Source organism: Gemmatimonadaceae bacterium (assembly GCA_016720905.1).
GTDB lineage: Bacteria > Gemmatimonadota > Gemmatimonadetes > Gemmatimonadales > Gemmatimonadaceae > Gemmatimonas.
This window is the reverse complement of the sequence record JADKJT010000016.1, coordinates 54,048-73,337: the sequence shown is the minus strand read 5'-3', so window position 1 is coordinate 73,337 and position 19,290 is coordinate 54,048. Positions and strand designations below refer to the sequence as shown.

Sequence of the window (19,290 nt, the reverse complement as noted above, 5' to 3'; positions counted from 1 at the left end):
GTCGTAATATGCGGATTGTTCATCGATTTGAAGACTGGAGACGGGAGAATGGAGACGGGAGACTTCCCGGTTTTCAGATTGAAAGGCGTTTAGCGCGGTAGGACGATACGTATACGCTGCGAATGGGCTTCGCGTGTGCGAATGTGCAGGGCGCGGAGAACCTCGAGCTCGGAGTCCGTTGGTGGCGCGACCGTCGTCAGTGAAGAGACCGCCCGAACCGGCCATCCGCACGCGGCGCGTACCGCTTCGACCGTCACGCCTTCAAACAAGGCGCACAGCGTCAGTTCGCGCGTCTCGCTGTCAGGCTCAAACACGCCGAGATCGGTGATCAACGCGCGCGGGCGACCCGCGCTGGTACGAAAATCAAGTTGCTCGACGAACGCCTTCTTCGCTTGCTTCATCACCACCAATACTTCGCGCGCATGCATGGCGATTTCCGGCGCACCGCCCGCCCCCGGCAGTCGCACCGTGGGCGTACCGTACGCACCAATCACCGTGCTGTTCAGGTTGCCGAAGCGGTCGATCTGCGCGGCACCCAGAAACCCGACGTCCACGCGACCGCGTTGCAGATAGTGCGTGAAGATCTCAGGCAACGGAATCACGCTGCGGGCCGTTTCGGCCAGTTCCCCGTCACCAATCGACAACGGCAATACCGTAGGACGCGTGCCCACAGTGCCCGATTCGTAGATCAGTACCAGATCCGGCGCATGAGTGAGCCTCGCCAGATTGCACGCCGCACTCGGCAACCCGATGCCCACAAAGCACACGGCACCGTTTCGCAGCCGACGCGCCGCCGCAACGGTCATCATTTCGTCGGGCGTATACGGGAGCGTGCTCATTCGGCCGCTCCCACACTGCGAAGAAATGCGGCGTGGTCGGCCGTGCCCAGCACGTGGCGCTCCATCCACAAGAGGAATCCGTCCCGCGTGCGCGCGATCTCGTCCCACGCCAGATAGAACGCATTGTCGCGCGCATAATGGCCGTGCGCGTACGACGGATATGCGCCCCCCGGCACTTCGGCGATGGCGGCGATCTGCCAGGCCGGAATCACGAATGCGTTCATGGCCGCATCCAGTTCGTCCACCACCTGTTCCACCGTGATCACCAGCGTTCTCGCGGCCAGGGCCGCCTCGCGGCTTGCTCCAACAATGCCGCGCAGCAGCACGTTTCCTGCGCGATCGGCCTGTTGGGCGTGCAGTACGGTGACATCAGGCGTGATGGCCGGCAGCGCCGTGAGGGCGTCACCGGTGAACGGGCACAACACGGTCGCGATGTGCGCAGGATTCGCCGCCGGCAGGTCCGTTCCGGTGTAGCCTCTCAGCATCCCAAATGGCAGTCCGCTGGCGCCCGCCGAATAGCGTACGGCCATGCCGGCGTGACTGTGCTCGTCGATGGTGAGCGCGTGCGGCCATTGCTTCTCGATGGCGTCGCGCAACCGGTGCAGTGAGCCGACGCCGGGATTGCCGCCCCACGAAAACACCAACGACGTGGCGCAGCCCATCCCGATGAGCTGATCGTAGATGAGATCGGGAGTCATGCGCACCAGCGTCAGCCCACGACGGCGCTGCCGGATGAGTTCATGCCCTGCGGCGAATGGAATGAGATGCGTAAAGCCCTCCATGGCCACGGTCATGCCGTCGTGCACATGGAGAGCCATCGCCTCGCGCAACGTCATGAAGGCCATGAGAGGTTCAGGAACGTGGTGGGAAATGCACGGTGAGCAACTGATCGAGCATGGCCAGCGCGTCGGCGAGATCGTGTTCCTTGATCACCAGCGGCGGGGCGAGCAGCAGCAGATTTCCACGCACCGCAAACGACACACCACTGGCCAGGCCATCACGAACCAACGCGGCCAGTGCGGCCGGTACCGATGGCCATGGGGCGAGTGGTTCGCGCGTCTCGCGATCGGCCACCAGCTCGACGACCGCGAACAGCCCGTGCCCGCCGCGCACATCGCCAATCACCGTGTGTCGCGACTGCATCGCCCGTAACGCCGTCAGCATACCGGCGCCGAGTCGACGAGACCGTTCAATCAGCCCTTCGTTCGTATAGGCCTCCATCGCGGCGACGCCAGCCGCACAGCACAGCGGGTGGCCACAGTACGTAAGCCCCGTGTACAACATCTCCTGCTCAAGCGTGGCGGCGACAGCCGCCGACAGCACCACTGCGCCCAGCGGCACATGCGCTCCGGTGAGCCCCTTGGCCAGTGTCATGAGATCCGGGCGACCCGCCTCGCCGTGTCGCTGCCAGGCAAACCACTCGCCGCAGCGGCCGAATCCGCTCATCACTTCATCCGCAATCAGCAGCGTGTTGTGGGCCTGGGTGGTGGCGCGCAGCGCGGGCCAAAACGAATCGGGCGCCACAATACCGTTGGTGCCGGCGTCCGATTCCATGAGCACGGCAGCCACATTCGCGGCGCCATGGAGGTCCAGCAGTTCACCAATATGCGCCGCAGCGCGACGACCGCACCCGTCGGCATCCGTGGTATCAAACGGACAGCGATAGGCGTACGGTGGCAAGGCGTGGATGACATGGTGCAGCGCCGGGTCCACCTGCGCATGCGTGCGCGTGTCGCCCGATAGGGCCATGGTGGCATAGCTTGCCCCGTGATACGAACGGTCACGGGCGATCACGAGACCGCGCGGGCGCCGCGTGGCCTGTCGCGCAAACTTCACCGCGTGCTCGTTCGCATCGGCACCGCCCAGCGTGAAGAACACTCTGCCATGCTCGAAGCCGCTCTTCTCCAACAGCAGCTCGGCCAATGCGGCGCGGGGTTCGGCGCCCCATGCATTGGCGATGTAACAGAGACGATCGGCCTGTGATTTGATGGCCGCCACCACGTGCGGGTGCTGGTGTCCCAGATTGCAACACTCCGACTGGCTGCTGAAATCCAGCACTGAACGACCATCGCTCGTGTGGAAATACGCCCCCTCGCCACCCACCACCGTGGGGGCGTCCCAGGCGGATTGGACGGTCCAACTGTGCAGGACCGTCTCGCGTTCAGGGCGAGTCGATGACATGCAGGGAATATACGATGCGCCTGCGCCGATGCGCACGCGCGAATGTCCGTTCGCATTGCGGTCCATGCGGAGGGCGCATAGAATCGGCGAACATGACGATCCCGCTTTCGCCACCCACGCTGCAACGAGGCCTCGGGCTGCTGGAAGCCACGTCGCTCATCGTCGGTGGCACCATTGGTGTCAGCATCTTCCTTGTGCCGGCCGGCGTCGCCCGCGAAGTGGGCGCCCCGGGCCTGGCGTTGTTCACCTGGGTCTTCACGGGGCTGATGGCGCTCTGTGGTGCGCTGGCCTTCGCTGAGCTCGCCTCGGCCATGCCGGAGACCGGAGGGACCTACGTCTTCCTCAAGCGCGCCTATCCTGCCACCCCCATCGCGTTCTTGTTCGCCTGGATGATGCTGTTCGCGCAAGGCACCGGCAACATCGCCGTGGTCGCCTCAATGGCATCGTTGTATGCCGGGCACTTTTTCGGCGGGGCGATTCCGGCGAACTCGTTCGCCCAGCGATTGGCGGCAGTGGCGATCATCACCGTGCTGACGACCGTGAACGTGATGGGACTGCGCACCAGCGGACGCGTTCAGAATGTGCTCACGATGGTCAAGGTGTTGATGATGGCGGCAATCGTCGCCGCGTGCCTGCTGTCGCCAGCGGGCGATGCGACTCGCTTTGTCCCCTTTCTTCCCGAAGGGCGCGGCGTGTCGGAAATCGGCGGTTCCGTTGCGGACGCCATGATCCTGTCGATATTCGCCTATTCGGGTTTCTATTTCGTGACGCACGTGGCGGGCGAAGTACGCGATCCCGGCAAAACCTTGTCGCGGGCCATCATGATCGCCATGGCCGTGGTGTTGGCCACCTACTTCCTGCTGAATCTCGCGTTCATCTACGTGCTGCCATTTGACGAATTGCGCACGTCACCGCGTGTAGCGGCTGACGCGATGGCTCGGGCCGTCGGGCCGCGCGCGGCCGACGCCACGGCACTGGTGGTGTTGTTATCGGCCCTGGGCACCTTGAACGCGCAACTGCTCAACTACCCGCGCATCACGTACGCGCTGGCCAGTGACGGCTTCTTCTTCCGCGCCATCGCCCGCGTGCACGAAGGACGCCATGTCCCCACCGGCGCCATCGTGCTGGTGGGGGTGTGGGCGTCTATGCTCGCGCTGGCAGGCTCGTATACACAGATCCTGGGCTGGGCGGCATTCGTCAATCAGGCGTTCATGGCCCTCACGGTGATCGGCCTGTTCTTGTTACGTCGATCGGCGCCCGACTTGCCGCGTCCCTACAGAGTATTCGGCTATCCGTTTACGCCGGCATTGTATCTGGCAATTCTGCTGTGGTACCTGACCACCTTGCTCACCACGCGCGGCCCGCAGGTGCTGATCGGCGTCGGCATCGTGGCAACGGGTATTCCGTTCTATCTGTACTGGCGTCGCGGGGCCGCGTCGGCCAGTTCCGCTCGAAATTCCTCCATTCAAAAGCTTTGAAGGACCGCTCACCCCTACCGCGCTTGCGCCAGCCCTCGCGCGGCACGGAGTTCAACAATCATGCGCTCAAGCGCGCCAGCAATGCGCGCCCTTTCATGCGCAACGCGCGCGTCGTCGCGCAGGCGCTCCGCCTCGGCCAGGCCGGGAAACGGTTGGCCGTCATACAGCGAGTAGATGTTCCACCCGTAGAAGACATGACGATACCATTTGGTGTCGGCCGACCCGGCATCATCCGTGAGCTGTTGTTCGAGCCGGGCCAGTCGATCATTCACTGGCCCTGCGCGAGCGGCCGTCAGCGTTCCGCGCATCAACGCCTTCGTGATGGCGTCGTCAAGCAGGGTGGCCTCCGTCAGCGCGATGCGCGCACGCGGCCCCAGCGTGGTTGATCCCAATGCGTTCACCAGCGACTGCGCATACGGGGTGAACCGAAACGGCACCACATCGGCGTTGGCCATGCGAAGCGCCAGCGTGCCCAGCATGCTCACCATGGTCACGCCCTGCGCAAAGCCCGGATCGGCAATGCGTTCCACGTAGGCGCGTGAGTCATAGTTGGAATGGTAGGTGCCGAAACCATAGCCGTTGGCGCCAATGAACTCCATCGAGAGTGAGGGAATGCCGAGATGGTCTTGAAAGGGTACGAAGTCGGCACCGCTCCCGAGATTTTTCAGCTCCGGAATGAAATCGGCCACCGAACCTGTGCGCAGCTCAGGCGCGGTACGTTCCCATGCCGATTGGCGCCAGGAGGCGAGCACGCTGTTGCCATTCGCTGGCACATCGCCGGCGACATCGATCACGAAGTCCCGTAGCGATGGAACGCCTCCGGGATCCAGGCGACCTTTCATGTACATGTCGGTGTTGACATACATGATGAGCTGTTCCTTCAACCGCCGGCGCAACTCCTCCGCATACTCGGTGGACCCAATGAGGCCGAACTCCTCGGCATCCCAGAACGCCAACGAGATACTGCGCGCTGGACGCCATCCGGACTTCGCCAAGGTGCCCAGCACGCGTGCCACCTCGAGCAGCGAGGCGGTGCCCGTTCCGGGATCGACGCCGCCAAAAGTCCACGCGTCATGGTGCGTACCCAGCATCACCACACGGTTCGGCTGACGGGAGCCTCGGACGGTCGCCACTACATTGCGAATGGGGCGCAGGCCGTCGTCGTGCGTGACGTTGAGTGATACCGTTGCTGGGCCGGGGCCGACCCGGTACTCGACGGGTACGCCACCGCGAAATGCCGCGGGCGCCGGTGTTCCGCCAAGCGCCGCCAAAAGATGCCGCGCTTCGCCCCAGCCGATCACCACGACCGGAATTTTTGGCAGCGTTGGTGCGGTGGCCGGTTCGAGTCGCAGTGCATTGGCGACGGCGGCTGTCCCTGGCGTGAGCGGATCGCCGTGGAAGAACCAACTGAGCTTCGCATTGCCACGCTGCGGCATCTGTTCGCCGCGCCAGTACCCGTCGGGAAATGCCGGGCCTCGCGTCACGCCGTCGTCAGCCGGATCGCTGTAGAGAATCAGCGCGGTCGCACCAGCCTGTTGGGCTTCGTGCACCTTGACGGCGCGATGACTCTTGCCGTAGCGCGCCAGCACAATGTGGCCGCGCGCCGACACACCCAGTTGCGCGAGCGCGGCGTAGTCGGCCGGGAGCCCGTAGTTCACGTACACCACCTGGCCGGCCGCCGCACCGGAGGCTGAATACGCGATGTAGGCTTCGCGCAGTTCGGGATGATTCGACGTCGGATCTTCGGCAATCGGCGGTTCGCGCAGCGACAGTTCGCGACGGGTCGGAGCCGTCATCGTCAACTGTTCCGATCGCGGTTGCGACAGCCAGGCCATGTAGTCGCGCGTCTCCACCTCCAGACCGAACGACGTCAACGTCTTCACCAGATACGCGGCCACCTCGACGCCGCCGGGCGACCCGGCAGGATGCGGTCGTTGCGAGAGTGGGCGGTGCAGTGCCGAAATCGAATCGGCGGATACGGCGGCGCGAAATCGCTGCTCCAACGCGCGTTCGGTCGTACCCGACGTGCGCGTATACCCGAGAGGTGCCCGATCCACGGCGCGCGGGACTACAGGGAGGACAAGTCGCGAGGGATGCGCCGCATCGTGCAATACGGTCTGCTGCGCCGGCAGTAGCGTGGTATCCGCGGCGAACGTACCCCCCGTATTCGGATTGCGATCGAAACGCGGGAAATTGCTGCTGGAGACTTCAAGCCGGATGCGATGTCCCGGCAGGAACACGTTGCTGGTCGCACCGGCTTCGACCACAAACTCCTCGGCGCGCCCCGGCGTGAGCAACGTCGGCGTCGTACGACTCGCGCGGTAGCGCGCACGAATGATGCCATCGGTGAGGGCGCGAGCCGTTCCGTCCGGGAAGACATCAACAAGCTTTGCCGTGAAATCGGTGTCACGCCGCGACGACGATGCCCAGAGCACCAGGCGGACGGGTCCAGTCACCTCGAGAGGTGCCTCCATGACCTCGCTAGTGTAAACCAGCACATCGCGTCGTTGCTCCGTGGCGCGCTGGTCGAGCGGTGCGCGCGAGTAGGCGCCTGAACTGCCGCTGGGCACCGGCGCGGCGGGGTTGTAGGTGAACGAATCGGCCTTCGCGCTGGCGAGTGGACGGCCACCCGACAGGCGCCCGTTGCCGTCCAGCGCATTGGCCGTGCCGCCACTGGCCAGATGAAACGACGTCTCTCGCGCGCGCGCCAACGGCCACTCCTGCTCATCGCGCCACCGATTCTCGCCCATCACGAAGAGGCGTACCGGCGCCCCAGGGAAATCCACGCCACTGCTGTCATTCAGCCAATGCCGGAACCAACGAATCATCAGCCCTTGCGAATCAAATCCCGCATCGGGCCCGAACGACACGTCGCCAATCGCATTCGTGCCCGCGTTGGGACGGGCGTGCGTCCACGGTCCGACGATGAGGCGTTGATTCCGGCGCGCGCGCGGAGTGGCCGCATTGGCCCGCAGGCCGCTGAAGTTGTGCAATGTGCCATTGAGCAACGCGTCATACCACCCGGTGAGGTGGTACGCCGGCACCTCGAACTTCGAGTGCCGCGCGGCCACATCGAAGGTGGACCAGAAGGCATCGAACGATGGATGGGCGAGCATGTCGAAATAGCCCGGCGAATAGCGTCGCACATCGAGCACCGACATGGCGTTCATCGGCAAGCGCCAGATCCAGTCATCCTGGAATTCACGGCGCTGATCCGACGTAAGTCCAATCTCACCGTCGCGACTCACCGTGGGCTGCAGTGCGCGCCGACGCGCGTCCACCGCCTGCCCGAGATTCCATCCCAGCCCATCGGCCAGATAGAATGCCCCGCCCTGGAACACCATGTCATACCGGCTGGCATACGACGCCGAGGGAAACAGTGCCGCCAGATGCGGTGGACGCAGCGGTGCCGCCAGCAATTGTGTGGTGGCACTATAGCTGCCACCGAACATGCCAACACGCCCGTTCACGTAGGGTAGTGCGGCCACCCACTCAACCGTGTCGTACCCGTCCGCGCCTTCGTCGTGCGGAACGGCTACGCCATCGGACATGTACCGGCCGCGCGTGTCCTGCACGACCACCACGAAGCCCGCTTCTGCCAGACGGCGGTAGGCGGGATTCTCCTGTGTCGGATTCTTGGAGTACGGTGTGCGCTGGAGCAAGGCCGAGTGCCGTCCGGGCGTATCCGGGCGGTAGACATCGGCGCGAAGGACCACACCATCGCGCATGGTGGCCGCGAGGTTCTTCTCCACCAGAACCGTCACGGGCGGCGATACCGACTGCGCGCGCGCGCTTTCCGAGTTCGCCAGCAGCAGGAAGACCAGAAGCGAATGCGCTTTCACGACGGCGGCTCTCCGAGGAACGCGTTGGAACGGCGGTCAGACATTGGCGTGCCCTGCGCACCAGAGATATCAGTGGCTAGGCAGGTCCGGAAGGGCGCCGTAGTTTCCATGATGATCATTTCCCGGCTCGCCTTGCTCACCTTCGCGTTGCTCGTCGGGTCCGGCGTGGCCGACGCTCAGACGCTGACGAACAGCCACCTGCGCGCTGAGTTCGGACCGCGCGGCCTTACCGCGCTTCGCGATCTGACGACCAGTCGAACGCACCGATTCCGGGCCGACGAGTTCGCAATCACGCTGGGCAGTCAGGTCTTCCTGAGCGCAGCGCTCCCCGTGCCTAGCAAGCGCACAAGTGGCACGACGGTCATCTATCACTTCAGCGCTGACACCTATGCGTTCGATGTCACCTATGAGCTGAAGCCCGGTTGGAGTTTTGTCAGCAAGCAGATCGGCGTCGTCTCGCTGGTCGCCAAGTCGTTCCGCGTGGACGACATCACGGTGTTTCGCGAAACGCTTGCCGACGCGCCCCGCGATATCTTCAAGCCAACCAGCGTCCGTCCAAGCCTCGGTACGCTGGACTACGGGGCCGCGCTCCGTTTTTCCGACAACCACTCGCTGCTGCTCATTGCCCAGAATCCGTTCCTGACATTCACGCTGGACGGACGCGTGGCGTCCCTGCGCTACGCGCCCGATATGGAGTGGAGGGCGGCCTACGGAACGTTCACATCAGATCGAGGTCTGATGGCGCCAGTGCGACTTTCCGGGAAGCGGCTCCCGGCCCACATGATTCCCGAGTGGCGCTCGTCGGGCGACGCGGCACAGGGTCTTGATGAGGCGGAAATCGCGGGGTTCACCGGCATGGTGCGCTCATTGTTGCTGTACGAACCCAGAGACCCCCTGAACGTGTTCGTCGGCTGGTGCGTGAACGATTACCAGATTGACGCCGGGACCCCGGCGGGGCGCGCCGAATATCGCCGGGTGTTTGATCAGGCCGCGGCTTCGGGCGCGCAGTATGTGCTGTACGCGCCGTCCAATTCGGTGTTGTCGCGTCGGGAAGAAAGCGTGGACGACTGGAGTTGGGAGCATGTGCTGTGGCTGGGTCTCGGTCAGAAGATCCGTCGCAACGAATGGAACCCGCGCACAAGTGCCATACCGCCCAGTGTGCAGGAGATGGTGGACTATGGACGCAGCAAGCAGCTCAAGCTGCTGGCCTACGTGTATCCGGTGCTGCCGTTTGCGCAGAACCCCGAGTGGCTGGTGCCGGCGCGCAACAATTCCGCGAAACAAGCGGCCAGCCTTGGCAGTCGCGCGCTGCAGGACTGGCTGATTGAGGAACTGGTGGCGTTTCATGATCGCACCGGGATCGGTGGTTATGCATTCGATCACACATTCCTTACCTACGAGGGTTCCAGCCGCTACGCGCAGTGGTACGGCTGGCGCCGGGTGATGGAGGAGCTGCGGCGTCGCATTCCGGATATCGTGATTGACGGACGGCAGGCCTATCACCAGTACGGGCCGTGGAGCTGGCTGGCGGGCAGCTATCCGCACCCCACGTTCAACGACGAGCAGCCGGAGAGCTTCACGCCGTATCCCGACCTGCATTTCGATCGCGTGTCGGCCAACCGCGAGCGCTACACGGCGTACCGCTACCGCAACTACGAGTTCACGCCCAGCGAACTCGTGCCGGGGTTCATCACGCACCAGACGTCGCGCTCGGACGACCGCGATGACATGCCGTCGCAGAAGACGAGCGATCGCGGCATCGTGCTCACGTCGTATCGTGCGCGCGACTGGGACTATCTGGGTTGGCGCTACTCGGTGCTGTCGTCCATTGCCGTGGCCGGATGGAACAACGTGCTCAACATGCTGCCCGCCCGGGATTCGGCGGAGTATGCCGCCTTCAGCGAAAAGGACCGCGCGTGGTTGCGCGGTTGGCTGCAGTGGACCGCCACCAACAAGGAATTGCTGCGGCACACGCGGACCATTCTCGGACAGCCGTCGTTGGGAAAGATTGATGGAACGTCGGCCATCGTTGGCGATCGCGGGTTCATCTTCCTCTTCAACCCGGATGCGCGTCGCCTCTCTGCCGATGTTGCGCTCGACGCGTCGATCGGGCTGACGACCGGCGCACGCTATGTGTTGCGAGAAGTGTATCCGCTGGAAGGTCGGCGCGTGGGCAAACCCGGGGAGGGCTTCTGGAATCGCGGCGACACCGCCAGCGTGACGCTTGACGGCGGCTCCGCGCTGGTGCTTGCGGTGATGCCAGCGCCCGCTGCCGTTCAGGAGCCTATGGTCTTCGGGGCAACTGGTTCAGCCACATTCACCAACGGCGTGGTGGCTATCAGCAATGCGTCCGGTGAAATCGGCACGATTGCTCGAATGTCAGTGAAGCTGCCACCGCGATCTGTCGTGACTGGTGTGACGGTGAACGGCATTGACGCTGGCATTCGCCAGTCGACCTGGCAACGTGGTGGGGGTCAATAGCAGGTTTTATGGCACTGAGTTTCGGCAGATGCAACCCGTGGTCTCTTTTGATTCGACAAACACCGGTGGGCGCGTGAGCGGGACATTCACGATTCCCAAACGCGTCTTCGACCAGTTGCGCGCCCGGCAGGCCGCCTGGCCGATCCCGTGGACGTCGGACGACTACCGCACCACCTGGCTGGCGCCGGAGCGACTCCTGTTGTTCGCACCGTTCAGCGACGCCAACGACACGTGGGAGGCGCGACTGCTGATAGACGGCAAGCCGGTGGAGTTCCGCAAAGCGTACACGGCGGTACGCGTGGTGCGCAGCACGTTTGTGGGGTTCTACGCCGATGTGTCGCTGCTTGAGCCCGACCGCGCGTACCGCTTCGAGTTGACACTGCCAACGCTCAAGCCGGGGCAGTTTCGCGGATTGTATTTCGAGAACGTGGAAACGGAGTACGGATCGGGAGTGGTGCCACCTGGCCGCTAGGACGGTAGATCGGTAACAATTCTGAACCGCGAAGGTCGCAAAGTGCGCCGAGAGATTTTCAGCGTCTCCTTCGCGTCCTCTGCGACCTTCGCGGTTCAGCTCTCGGGCGTGCGTTGACCAGTTACTGGGACCGCGCCACCCCAAACGTATACACCGTGCGCGACCGATACTCGCCACCCGGCCGAAGAATTGTTGACGGAAACGCCGGTCGATTCGGTGAATCGGGGAAGTGCTGCGTCTCCAGACAGAATCCGTTCCGCCGCGCATACACGTGGCCGCCTTTCCCGATGTTGCTCCCGTCGAGAAAATTGCCGGTGTAGAACTGGATGCCGGGCTCGGTGGTCGCAACATCCAGTGTGCGACCGCTGATGGGCTCCACCACGCGGGCCGCGTGCGTCAGTCCGGCACCGGCGCGGTTCACCACGAAATTGTGGTCGTAGCCACCGGCGATGGTCAATTGCGTATTTGCATCGTTGATATGCGCGCCTATCGTCACCGGTGTTCGCAGGTCAAACGGCGTGCCCTTCACCGGCTGCAATACGCCCGTCGGGATGAGCGTCGAGTCCACCGGCGTGAAGGTGTCGGCATCGATCGACACCACATGACCCAGCACATCGCCCGCACCATCACCGGCAAGATTGAAATAGCTGTGTTGCGTGAGGTTGATGGGCGTGGCCTTGTCGCTGGTGGCCAGGTAGTCGATGGCGAATTCGTTCTGGTCAGTGAGCGTGTACGTCACCTGCGCCGAAACCGTGCCCGGGTATCCTTCCTCGCCGTCCTTTGCGGTGTACGTCAGCACCACACCCACGCCCGTTGAATCCTGCCGAGGGTCAGCGTGCCACACCACCTTGTCAAACCCCTTCAGGCCACCGTGCAACGCGTTCACACCGTTGTTTACGGCCAAAGAATTCGTGTGGCCGTCCAGCGTGAACTTGCCCTTGGCAATGCGGTTGGCGTAGCGACCCACCAGCGCACCGAAGTACGGCGTCGCCTTCACGTAGCCGTCAAGATCGTCATAGCCCAGCACGATGTCGCCCAGTGCACCGCGGCGGTCGGGCGTTTTGAGCGACACGACCAGGCCACCGTAGTCGATCACGCGCAGCTCGACGCCGCTGGCGTTAGTGAGCGTGAACAGGTGCACCGAGTCACCGGACGGCAGCACGCCGAACGGCGAGCGAACCACGGTGGCATTCGGCACGCTGGCGGACTTCGACTTGTCTCCAGACACGCAGGCAATTGGGCTAAGGAGGAGCAGGGCGGCGACAACGCCGCGCGACACGTATCGACGGATGCAGTCGTTCATCGGGACCCTGACGTAAACGTGACCGTGGTAGTGGTGTACCCATCGGCGTTGGCGCCGTTCGCGGGAAAGGTGACCATCGTGTCGCGGGCCGCGCCGCTGGATAGGGGTCGATTCACGCGAAACGTATAGGATTTGCCGGCCAAACCTTCCAGTGCCACCACATATCGTTCGCCATCAAGCCGCTCACTGAGCACACGCGGCGCCGACGATCGCGCGCCAACGGCAGGCGGCATGGAAGGCGGCTCGATACTCCACCCGCCCGCGTAGGTCACCGCGAACTCCTTCGAGGTGACCACCCAACCGTGCACAGACGCGTGCACGTCGCCGGGTGTTCGCTGCGTCTCGGCCGAGCCGGACACCTGCGCGCCCAGCGGCAACGCGGGCGCAAAGGCCACGTCCAGTGCCACACGGTCCTCTCCACCCCGCCGACGCACCGCGAGCGTCATCCTGCCCGCGCTGCGTCGCACGACGAACGAGATGCGTTCCGGGCCCACGGGGACGTTGTCCACCGCTACCGAATCCCATCCGGGCGGAAGGTGCGGCGCAATCGTGATGTGGCCTCTCGGCGCATCCACCGAAATGCCCAGCATACCGCGAATGAGCGGCGTGAGCACCATCGATGTGGCAAAGAACTGCTGCGGAACCGCCGTATCAAGCGGCTTATACAGTCGCCCCGACATGACTTCCGGGTTGCGCCCCATCGCATGATCAAACCCGGTACGCGCGATGGCTTCCAACGCGAACAGGCCAGCCGCTGCATTGTGGTAGGCATACTGCGCCAGCGACACGAACCCTGTGACGAACGGCCACACCGCGCCATTGTTGTAGTGGAGCGGGTCAAACAACGGGCTCGTCGCACTCAGCGGCCGCGCGCCCCAGTCGGTCATGATTTTCGACGACGCGAGTTTGGCCGCCATCTGGGCGCCATGCGACTGGTCGAGCACACCGAACGCCATGGCGGTGGCCGCCCACGCGGTCAGGTTGGGATTCACCGTACCATCCTGCAGCAGCGCAAACGCATACTGTCCAAGCGTCGGCATCCACAGTTTCGACTCCATCGTCGCCAGTGCCGTGGCGCGAATCTGACGCGCTTGTACCGCCAGCGCGGGATCGCCTACCCTGTCGGCCATGCGGGCGAAACGGTCGAGCGCCGCCACCCACACGCCGCTCATGTACACGTCCGAGAGAATGCCAATCTGCAGGTCGCCCACTTCCAACGCGCCAGCGCCCGCCGACGGATTCTCCATGAGCCCGTCGCCGTTCTTGTCGGTGGACCGCGACCACTCATACGCCTTCTTGAGGTTTGACCACAATTCGCGCAAGAGCGCCGAGTCGTCTGTTTGCAGCCAGTATTCACCAAACGCCAGAATCCAGAAGGGACTCGTATCGCCGTGATAGTACGGGTACGGATAGCTGAACCAGTCCACATGGCCGGCGCCCTGCGAGATCTCGTGCGTGATCTTGCCGTCGGCCCGCTGATACTTGGCGAAGAACCGCAACGCGCCGTCACGCACCAAGGCAGATTGCCCCGCCCCGCTCATGGCGAAGGAGTTGATGGCCGCGTCGCCGCCAAAGAACCAGCCGAATCCGGGGCGATCGCTGGCAGCACCCGACAGACCATAGCCCGCCACCAGTCCGCACCCCAGGTCGGGATTGCACACGAACGACTCGTCGAGATTGACCTTGGCGTATTCCACCGCGCGGTCCAGCAGCGGACTGGGCGAGTGCAGCGCGAACATCGTGGAGCGCAACGAATCGGCATGCGCCACGCGACGCGTCCATTCGCGCTCGGCGGCGCCAGGTGCAATGAGTTCCCGGTACATGGCCAGTGCTGAATCACGGGACATCACCCCGCCGGCCAGCACGATGGGGATGTAGGCGACATGCGCATTGATGTTGCGCCCCGGCGGCTCGCCCAATCGCGGCGCCGTATATCGCTCGGTGCCGCTTCCCACCCCCAGCACCAGTTGCGGTGGCGCCGCAGCCATCATATGCGCCGGTACATCCGAGGCCTCGGTCACGGCGGGTGACCCGAGGAATGCGTTCACCGAGCGTTTCGCTTCCGAGAAGAGAAAGGCGCGCGCGTTCTGTTCCCAGATGAGGTACTGTCCGCCAAGCGACGCGGGCCACGCGAAGTGAATGTCCGGCGCGAAACGCACGAGGATGTCCAGCGGGCGAATGGCGTCGACTTCCAGCAGCATCACGATGGCTGGCTTGTCGAGCGGCACGAAGATGTGCTGCCGCACCGTGAACTGTTCGTACGCATACTCGATGGTGATGCCTTCAGGACGTTCGGTCACCGACTGGGCAATGGTGTGACCGGCAATCGGTTCCGTGTACTTGGGCACGCGGAACGACAGCTCGAAATCGTGCAGCCATTTGACCGGCCACGACCAGAGTTCCAGTGTGCCATCCTCGGTGCCCATGGCGATCGCGCGCCGCCCCACGGCGGAAACAAACGCGCCCGGGCGCGAGAGGCCTCGCAGCGCGAGCGGTGATTCTCCGAGCGGGAAATACGGGATGGTGGTCGTGCTGCTGTCAAACAGCGCGCGGGCAATGGCCGGCGGTGCGCCGGGCGCGCGAGGCGGTGGGTTCTGGGACAGTACTGGCCGCGCGGGCATCACTACCCAAACCGCTACCAGGATGCACCACAAGCGTCTCATCGACTAATCACCGCCAGTTGGAGGGAGTGTCCCGCTGCACTACTGTAGCACTCGGGTGCGGTTCGATCCAGCGCATTCTTGATCGGCCTACTATGATTTACCAGTCTTGCACCAGCCCCCCGCGCTCCGGAATCCCGTCGTGCCATCATCCCCGCTGCACTTTTTCGCGCTGTGCGGCTGTGTCTGGTCGTTATCCGCCTGCGCCACCATGGGTACGCGCGAACCACTCATTTCCGATCGCCCGGATTTCACGGAATCCCCGGTCACCATTGAACCGCGCCACGTGCAAGTTGAACTGGGCACGACGCCGCGGGGCCCGGCCCGCACCGCCATCTGCGTCCGCACCCCGACCGTGCGGGGACACGCTCAGCGGGTCGCGAAGATGGGTCGGTGGGCGTGAAGCTCAAGCTCACCAGTGGCGCCGACGTGCCCTCCTGGAAGCCGGCGTTTTCGGTCATCCTGCATTCCACGGTGCCCACCGGTTCCCCGTCGTATCGCGCCGGCGATGGCGCCCGAAGTGAAGTTCATTGGTGCATGGTCACTCACTGAGAGGCTCGGACTGGCCGGCAACTTCAACATTGCGCGTCCGTTCGATGGCTCCCACCGGTTCAGCGAATTGGCGGGAAGCGCCTCTTTCGGCTACTCCGTAAGCGAACGCGTTGGGGTCTATGCCGAGGCGTTCGGCATCGCCACGCGCGACGGCTCACACGTGGTACGGAAGTTCGTCAATGGCGGCATGACGTTGCTCATTAACCCCGATGTGCAGTTTGACATCCGTGCCGGCATCGGGCCGTCGGCGCGGGCCCGCGATGGTTTCGCCGGCGCGGGGCTGGTGTTCAGACGGTAAGGCTCGCGGCGCACCGTTCACCGCACCGGCGGTCTACCGCTCCGGCTCAGAATCGCACCACGAAGTCGAGGTACGGGATTCCGGGGAACACCGGCCCTCCCGTGTAATTGATGAACGCCAGGTCGACCGACAGCTTTTCGCCCAGAATCCGAACGCCGTACGAGATCAGCGGTAAGGCGAGACCGGGCATGAGGTAGTTCTCCGTCACCAGCGTGAGTCTCCGCGATACCCGCGTCTCACCACCCAGCATGTACACCTGTGAGTTCGCGAGCTTGTCGCCGGCGAACGCGTTGCCAATGGCGATCGTGACGTTCTGGTCCTCGCCGCCAAAGGTGGACGACACAAAGCCAATGCCGCCGGTTTCATCGTCCACACCACCCAGGAGCACGCCGGCGGCCACGTTGACGTTCGCGCTTCGCACAATGCCGACCTTGGGCGTGACGAACCAGAACCCCGAGTTTGGGACCAGAAAGCTGCCCCCTCCTATGGTGACACGATCCGTCACGCCAACGGCGAGGCTGCCCAGCACCACATAATGATCGGCGAAATACCCTTCGCCACGCGCCAATGTCCGGCCGGTGGGGGCGAAGAACAGCCGGGTGGTGTTGGCGTTGGGATACCAGTACTCGCTGCTTCCGTCCAGTCGCCGGTGCGCAACGCCGGCCGGCCTCACGTCGCGAACGCGTGACATGGCGAAGGCCATCCGACCGGCGGATCCGATCACCACCACAGAGTCCGCATCGCGGTGCGCCAGAACCCCGTACACCACCGAGCCGTCCACGAGGCGAACGGACACGGTGGCACTGTCCGGCCGTTGCCTTTCCCGAGCCGACGGCGGCGGTACCGTCTGGGCAAAGAACATCTGTGGCGCAAGTACGGCACATACAACCAGCAGCAGGCGCTTCTGCATCGTGATCTCCGTGGAGGATGCCGACATACTCGGCGCGCCACCCTTGCACGACCATACGTCAGGTGACGTAGGCAACACCTTCCGGTCCACCAGCCATCTGAACCGCCACCCTCAGGCCGCCGGTGCCGCCGCGACAACCGTCACCAGCGTGCCGCTGAACGCCGCATTTCCCGACAGCACGTCCACGCGCTGATCGTCGGTGAGATCGTTGATGCTCACTCCGGCGTGCGACTGGGCCACGCGCATCTGGACGCCCGGGCGACCGTGTCCCCATCCGTGCGGCAGACACACGACTCCTGGCATGATGTCCTCGGTCGTTTCGAGCTCCACCGCGACATCGCCTACCCGCGACGCCACCAACACCATGGTGCCATCGGTCAGGCCACGCCCGGCCGCGTCGAGAGAGTGCATGAGCAGCGTGCAACGTCGTTTGCCACGCGCCAGTCGTTCGCTGTTGTGCATCCACGAATTATTCGAGCGCAAATCGCGACGACCAATCAACGACAGCGCGCCGACAGGCGCCGAGCTGTCGGCGACCCACACCCGCTCCAGTCGTGCCACATCCGCCACAATCGTTTCCGGTGCCAACGCAATGCGCTTGGCCTCGGTGCGCAGGCGATCGGGCAGGCACGGCGCGAGCGCCCCAAGATCGACGCCATGTGGCGACGCTTCCAGTGCCGCGAGCGACAGTCCGCCATTCACATCGCCGCTCGCCGCCCCGTACGGCCCGGCGCGCAATCCGATGTTCAACATCCCACGAGGACCCAGCACGGCACGCTTCGCATCGCCGTCCCGCGCCTTTTCCACCTCGGCCGGCGTACCGCGTCGCAGCCGCGATGTCATCTCCGACAAGATTTCCCAATCCTGCTTTGCGCCGTCCGCGGGCGCAAACACGGCGTTCGAGAACTTGGCCGTGTTGCGGATGGCCAGCACATGGAACACGGTGTCGTAGTGATCGCGCTCCAGCGCGAACGCCGGCGGCAGGATCACATCGGCGTGCCGAGTGGTTTCGTTCACGTAAAAGTCGAACGACACCATGAACTCCAGCCCGTCCAACGCGCGGTCCAGACGAATGCCGTTCGGCGTGGACAGCACTGGATTGCCCGCATGCGTCACCAGCGCGCGCACTTGACCTTCACCTGGCGTTTCGATCTCCTCCGCCAATGCCGCCACAGGCAGTTCGCCACCGAATTCGGGCAATCCTCGCACCCGCGAATGCCAGCGACCGAATCGCCCGCCACTGTACAGGCCAGCGCCCGCCACTAAATCGACGGCCGGCCTGGTGAACATCGAGCCGCCTTCGGCATCCAGTCGACCCGTCACCACATTCAGCACCGAAATGAGCCAGCACGACAGCGCGCCGAACTCCTGCATCGACACACCTACCCGCCCGTACGCCACCGCGCGCGGTGCGGCGCAGAAATCGCGCGCCATGGTGCGCATCGCGCTCGCTGACAAGCCAGCCAGCGGTGCGACGCGCTCCGGTGTCCATGTCGCCACCAGCGCCCGAACAGCGTCCAGTCCGTCTGTGAAATCGCCCACGCGCCCCAGTCGCTCCAGCCGCTCGGCAAACACCACGTGCAACAACGCCAGCAGCACCAACGCATCGGCGCCAGGGCGCACGAAGTGATGTTCGGTGGCCAACGCGGCCGTTTCCGTACGCCGCGGATCGACTAACACCACGCGCCCCCCGCGCGCGCGGATGGCCTTGAGGCGCTTCACCACATCGGGCGCCGTCATCAGGCTGCCATTGGACACCGCCGGATTGGCGCCGAAAATCAGCAGGTGATCGGTATGATCAATGTCCGGAATGGGGATGAGCAGTGGATGCCCGAACATCGTGACGGCGGCCAGGTGATGGGGCAGCTGGTCCACCGAGGTCGCCGAGAATCGATTCTTCGTACCGAGGGCGCGTACGAAGTCGGGGAAGAACATCGACGCGCCCAGCGAGTGAATGGTGGGATTGCCGGCGTACACCGCCACGGCGTTCGCGCCGTGGGTGGCCTGAATTTCCGTGAGCCGCTTCGTGACCAGATCGAAGGCATGCTCCCAACTCACTTCGCCCCAGTGGGTGCCATAGCGCACCATGGGTCGCCGCAGGCGATCGGGGTCGGCGTGCACATCGCCCAGCGCCACGGCCTTCGGGCAGATGTGCCCGCGCGAGAACGTATCGTCAGGATCGCCGCGAATCCCGATCACACGATCACCCTCGGTCTCGATGACAATGCCGCACATCGCCTCGCACAGCGAACAGGTACTGACGTGCTGCGGCAT

The 19,290-nt window shown here is 64.3% G+C and carries 13 protein-coding genes; 5 read left to right on the top strand and 8 right to left on the bottom strand.

Translation table 11 applies throughout. The features are described from left to right. Positions 1 to 89: 89 nt before the first annotated feature. Genes IPP90_13680 through IPP90_13670 form a run of 3 tightly spaced genes read right to left on the bottom strand, consistent with a single transcriptional unit; the run spans position 90 to position 3,020 of the window. Positions 90 to 839 carry a CoA-transferase subunit beta gene (locus tag IPP90_13680; GenBank protein ID MBL0171747.1) on the bottom strand — a complete coding sequence of 250 codons (750 nt, stop codon included), beginning with the start codon at positions 837 to 839 and terminating at the stop codon, positions 90 to 92. After that, complete coding sequence (locus tag IPP90_13675; protein MBL0171746.1) at positions 836 to 1,684, bottom strand: CoA transferase subunit A; 849 nt, start codon at positions 1,682 to 1,684, stop codon at positions 836 to 838. The genes IPP90_13680 and IPP90_13675 overlap by 4 nt, the downstream gene beginning before the upstream one ends. A gap of 7 nt (positions 1,685 to 1,691) precedes the next feature. Continuing rightward, positions 1,692 to 3,020: an aminotransferase class III-fold pyridoxal phosphate-dependent enzyme gene (locus IPP90_13670; GenBank protein MBL0171745.1), complete on the bottom strand. Its 1,329-nt coding sequence runs from the start codon at positions 3,018 to 3,020 to the stop codon at positions 1,692 to 1,694. A 92-nt stretch (positions 3,021 to 3,112) separates the two neighbouring features. Between IPP90_13670 and IPP90_13665 the strand changes: the two genes are divergently transcribed. Next, positions 3,113 to 4,498 carry an amino acid permease gene (locus IPP90_13665; GenBank protein MBL0171744.1) on the top strand — a complete coding sequence of 462 codons (1,386 nt, stop codon included), beginning with the start codon at positions 3,113 to 3,115 and terminating at the stop codon, positions 4,496 to 4,498. Between the two features lie 14 nt (positions 4,499 to 4,512). On the opposite strand, the gene IPP90_13660 is transcribed toward IPP90_13665, so the two are convergent. Further along, the gene (locus IPP90_13660; GenBank protein ID MBL0171743.1) at positions 4,513 to 8,340 is read right to left on the bottom strand and encodes a CocE/NonD family hydrolase; all 3,828 of its coding nucleotides are present in this window, start codon (positions 8,338 to 8,340) and stop codon (positions 4,513 to 4,515) included. A gap of 111 nt (positions 8,341 to 8,451) precedes the next feature. Here IPP90_13660 and IPP90_13655 point away from each other — a divergent pair, with 111 nt between their 5' ends. Then, positions 8,452 to 10,821 (top strand): hypothetical protein, encoded by a 2,370-nt coding sequence (locus IPP90_13655; protein ID MBL0171742.1) that lies wholly within the window; start codon positions 8,452 to 8,454, stop codon positions 10,819 to 10,821. A 73-nt stretch (positions 10,822 to 10,894) separates the two neighbouring features. After that, a complete protein-coding gene (locus IPP90_13650) occupies positions 10,895 to 11,293 on the top strand; it encodes a hypothetical protein (protein ID MBL0171741.1) in 399 nt (132 codons plus the stop codon). Positions 11,294 to 11,414: 121 nt separating this feature from the next. Here the strand turns inward: IPP90_13650 and IPP90_13645 are convergent, their stop codons facing one another. Both IPP90_13645 and IPP90_13640 read right to left on the bottom strand, forming a co-directional pair. Continuing rightward, on the bottom strand, positions 11,415 to 12,596 hold the full coding sequence (locus IPP90_13645) for a galactose mutarotase (protein MBL0171740.1): 1,182 nt from the start codon (positions 12,594 to 12,596) through the stop codon (positions 11,415 to 11,417). Further along, entirely contained in the window at positions 12,593 to 15,217 is a 2,625-nt protein-coding gene (locus tag IPP90_13640) for a hypothetical protein (GenBank protein MBL0171739.1), read from the bottom strand. The genes IPP90_13645 and IPP90_13640 overlap by 4 nt, the downstream gene beginning before the upstream one ends. Before the next feature lie 181 nt (positions 15,218 to 15,398). Between IPP90_13640 and IPP90_13635 the strand changes: the two genes are divergently transcribed. Both IPP90_13635 and IPP90_13630 read left to right on the top strand, forming a co-directional pair. Next, a complete protein-coding gene (locus tag IPP90_13635; GenBank protein MBL0171738.1) occupies positions 15,399 to 15,659 on the top strand; it encodes a hypothetical protein in 261 nt (86 codons plus the stop codon). A 105-nt stretch (positions 15,660 to 15,764) separates the two neighbouring features. Further along, the gene (locus IPP90_13630) at positions 15,765 to 16,106 is read left to right on the top strand and encodes a transporter (protein MBL0171737.1); all 342 of its coding nucleotides are present in this window, start codon (positions 15,765 to 15,767) and stop codon (positions 16,104 to 16,106) included. Between the two features lie 46 nt (positions 16,107 to 16,152). On the opposite strand, the gene IPP90_13625 is transcribed toward IPP90_13630, so the two are convergent. Both IPP90_13625 and IPP90_13620 read right to left on the bottom strand, forming a co-directional pair. Next, a complete protein-coding gene (locus IPP90_13625; GenBank protein MBL0171736.1) occupies positions 16,153 to 17,043 on the bottom strand; it encodes a hypothetical protein in 891 nt (296 codons plus the stop codon). An 84-nt stretch (positions 17,044 to 17,127) separates the two neighbouring features. Next, on the bottom strand, positions 17,128 to 19,290 hold the full coding sequence (locus IPP90_13620) for a molybdopterin-dependent oxidoreductase (protein MBL0171735.1): 2,163 nt from the start codon (positions 19,288 to 19,290) through the stop codon (positions 17,128 to 17,130).

What these genes read in the sequence shown, in the direction of transcription:
- IPP90_13655 (MBL0171742.1), top strand. Translation starts at nt 8,452, where the DNA reads ATGATCATTTCCCGGCTCGCCTTGCTCACCTTCGCGTTGCTCGTCGGG.
- IPP90_13675 (MBL0171746.1), bottom strand. Translation starts at nt 1,684, where the DNA reads ATGGCCTTCATGACGTTGCGCGAGGCGATGGCTCTCCATGTGCACGAC.
- IPP90_13645 (MBL0171740.1), bottom strand. Translation starts at nt 12,596, where the DNA reads ATGAACGACTGCATCCGTCGATACGTGTCGCGCGGCGTTGTCGCCGCC.
- IPP90_13620 (MBL0171735.1), bottom strand. Translation starts at nt 19,290, where the DNA reads ATGCCGCAGCACGTCAGTACCTGTTCGCTGTGCGAGGCGATGTGCGGC.
- IPP90_13625 (MBL0171736.1), bottom strand. Translation starts at nt 17,043, where the DNA reads ATGTCGGCATCCTCCACGGAGATCACGATGCAGAAGCGCCTGCTGCTG.
- IPP90_13680 (MBL0171747.1), bottom strand. Translation starts at nt 839, where the DNA reads ATGAGCACGCTCCCGTATACGCCCGACGAAATGATGACCGTTGCGGCG.
- IPP90_13665 (MBL0171744.1), top strand. Translation starts at nt 3,113, where the DNA reads ATGACGATCCCGCTTTCGCCACCCACGCTGCAACGAGGCCTCGGGCTG.
- IPP90_13670 (MBL0171745.1), bottom strand. Translation starts at nt 3,020, where the DNA reads ATGTCATCGACTCGCCCTGAACGCGAGACGGTCCTGCACAGTTGGACC.
- IPP90_13640 (MBL0171739.1), bottom strand. Translation starts at nt 15,217, where the DNA reads ATGCCCGCGCGGCCAGTACTGTCCCAGAACCCACCGCCTCGCGCGCCC.
- IPP90_13630 (MBL0171737.1), top strand. Translation starts at nt 15,765, where the DNA reads ATGGCGCCCGAAGTGAAGTTCATTGGTGCATGGTCACTCACTGAGAGG.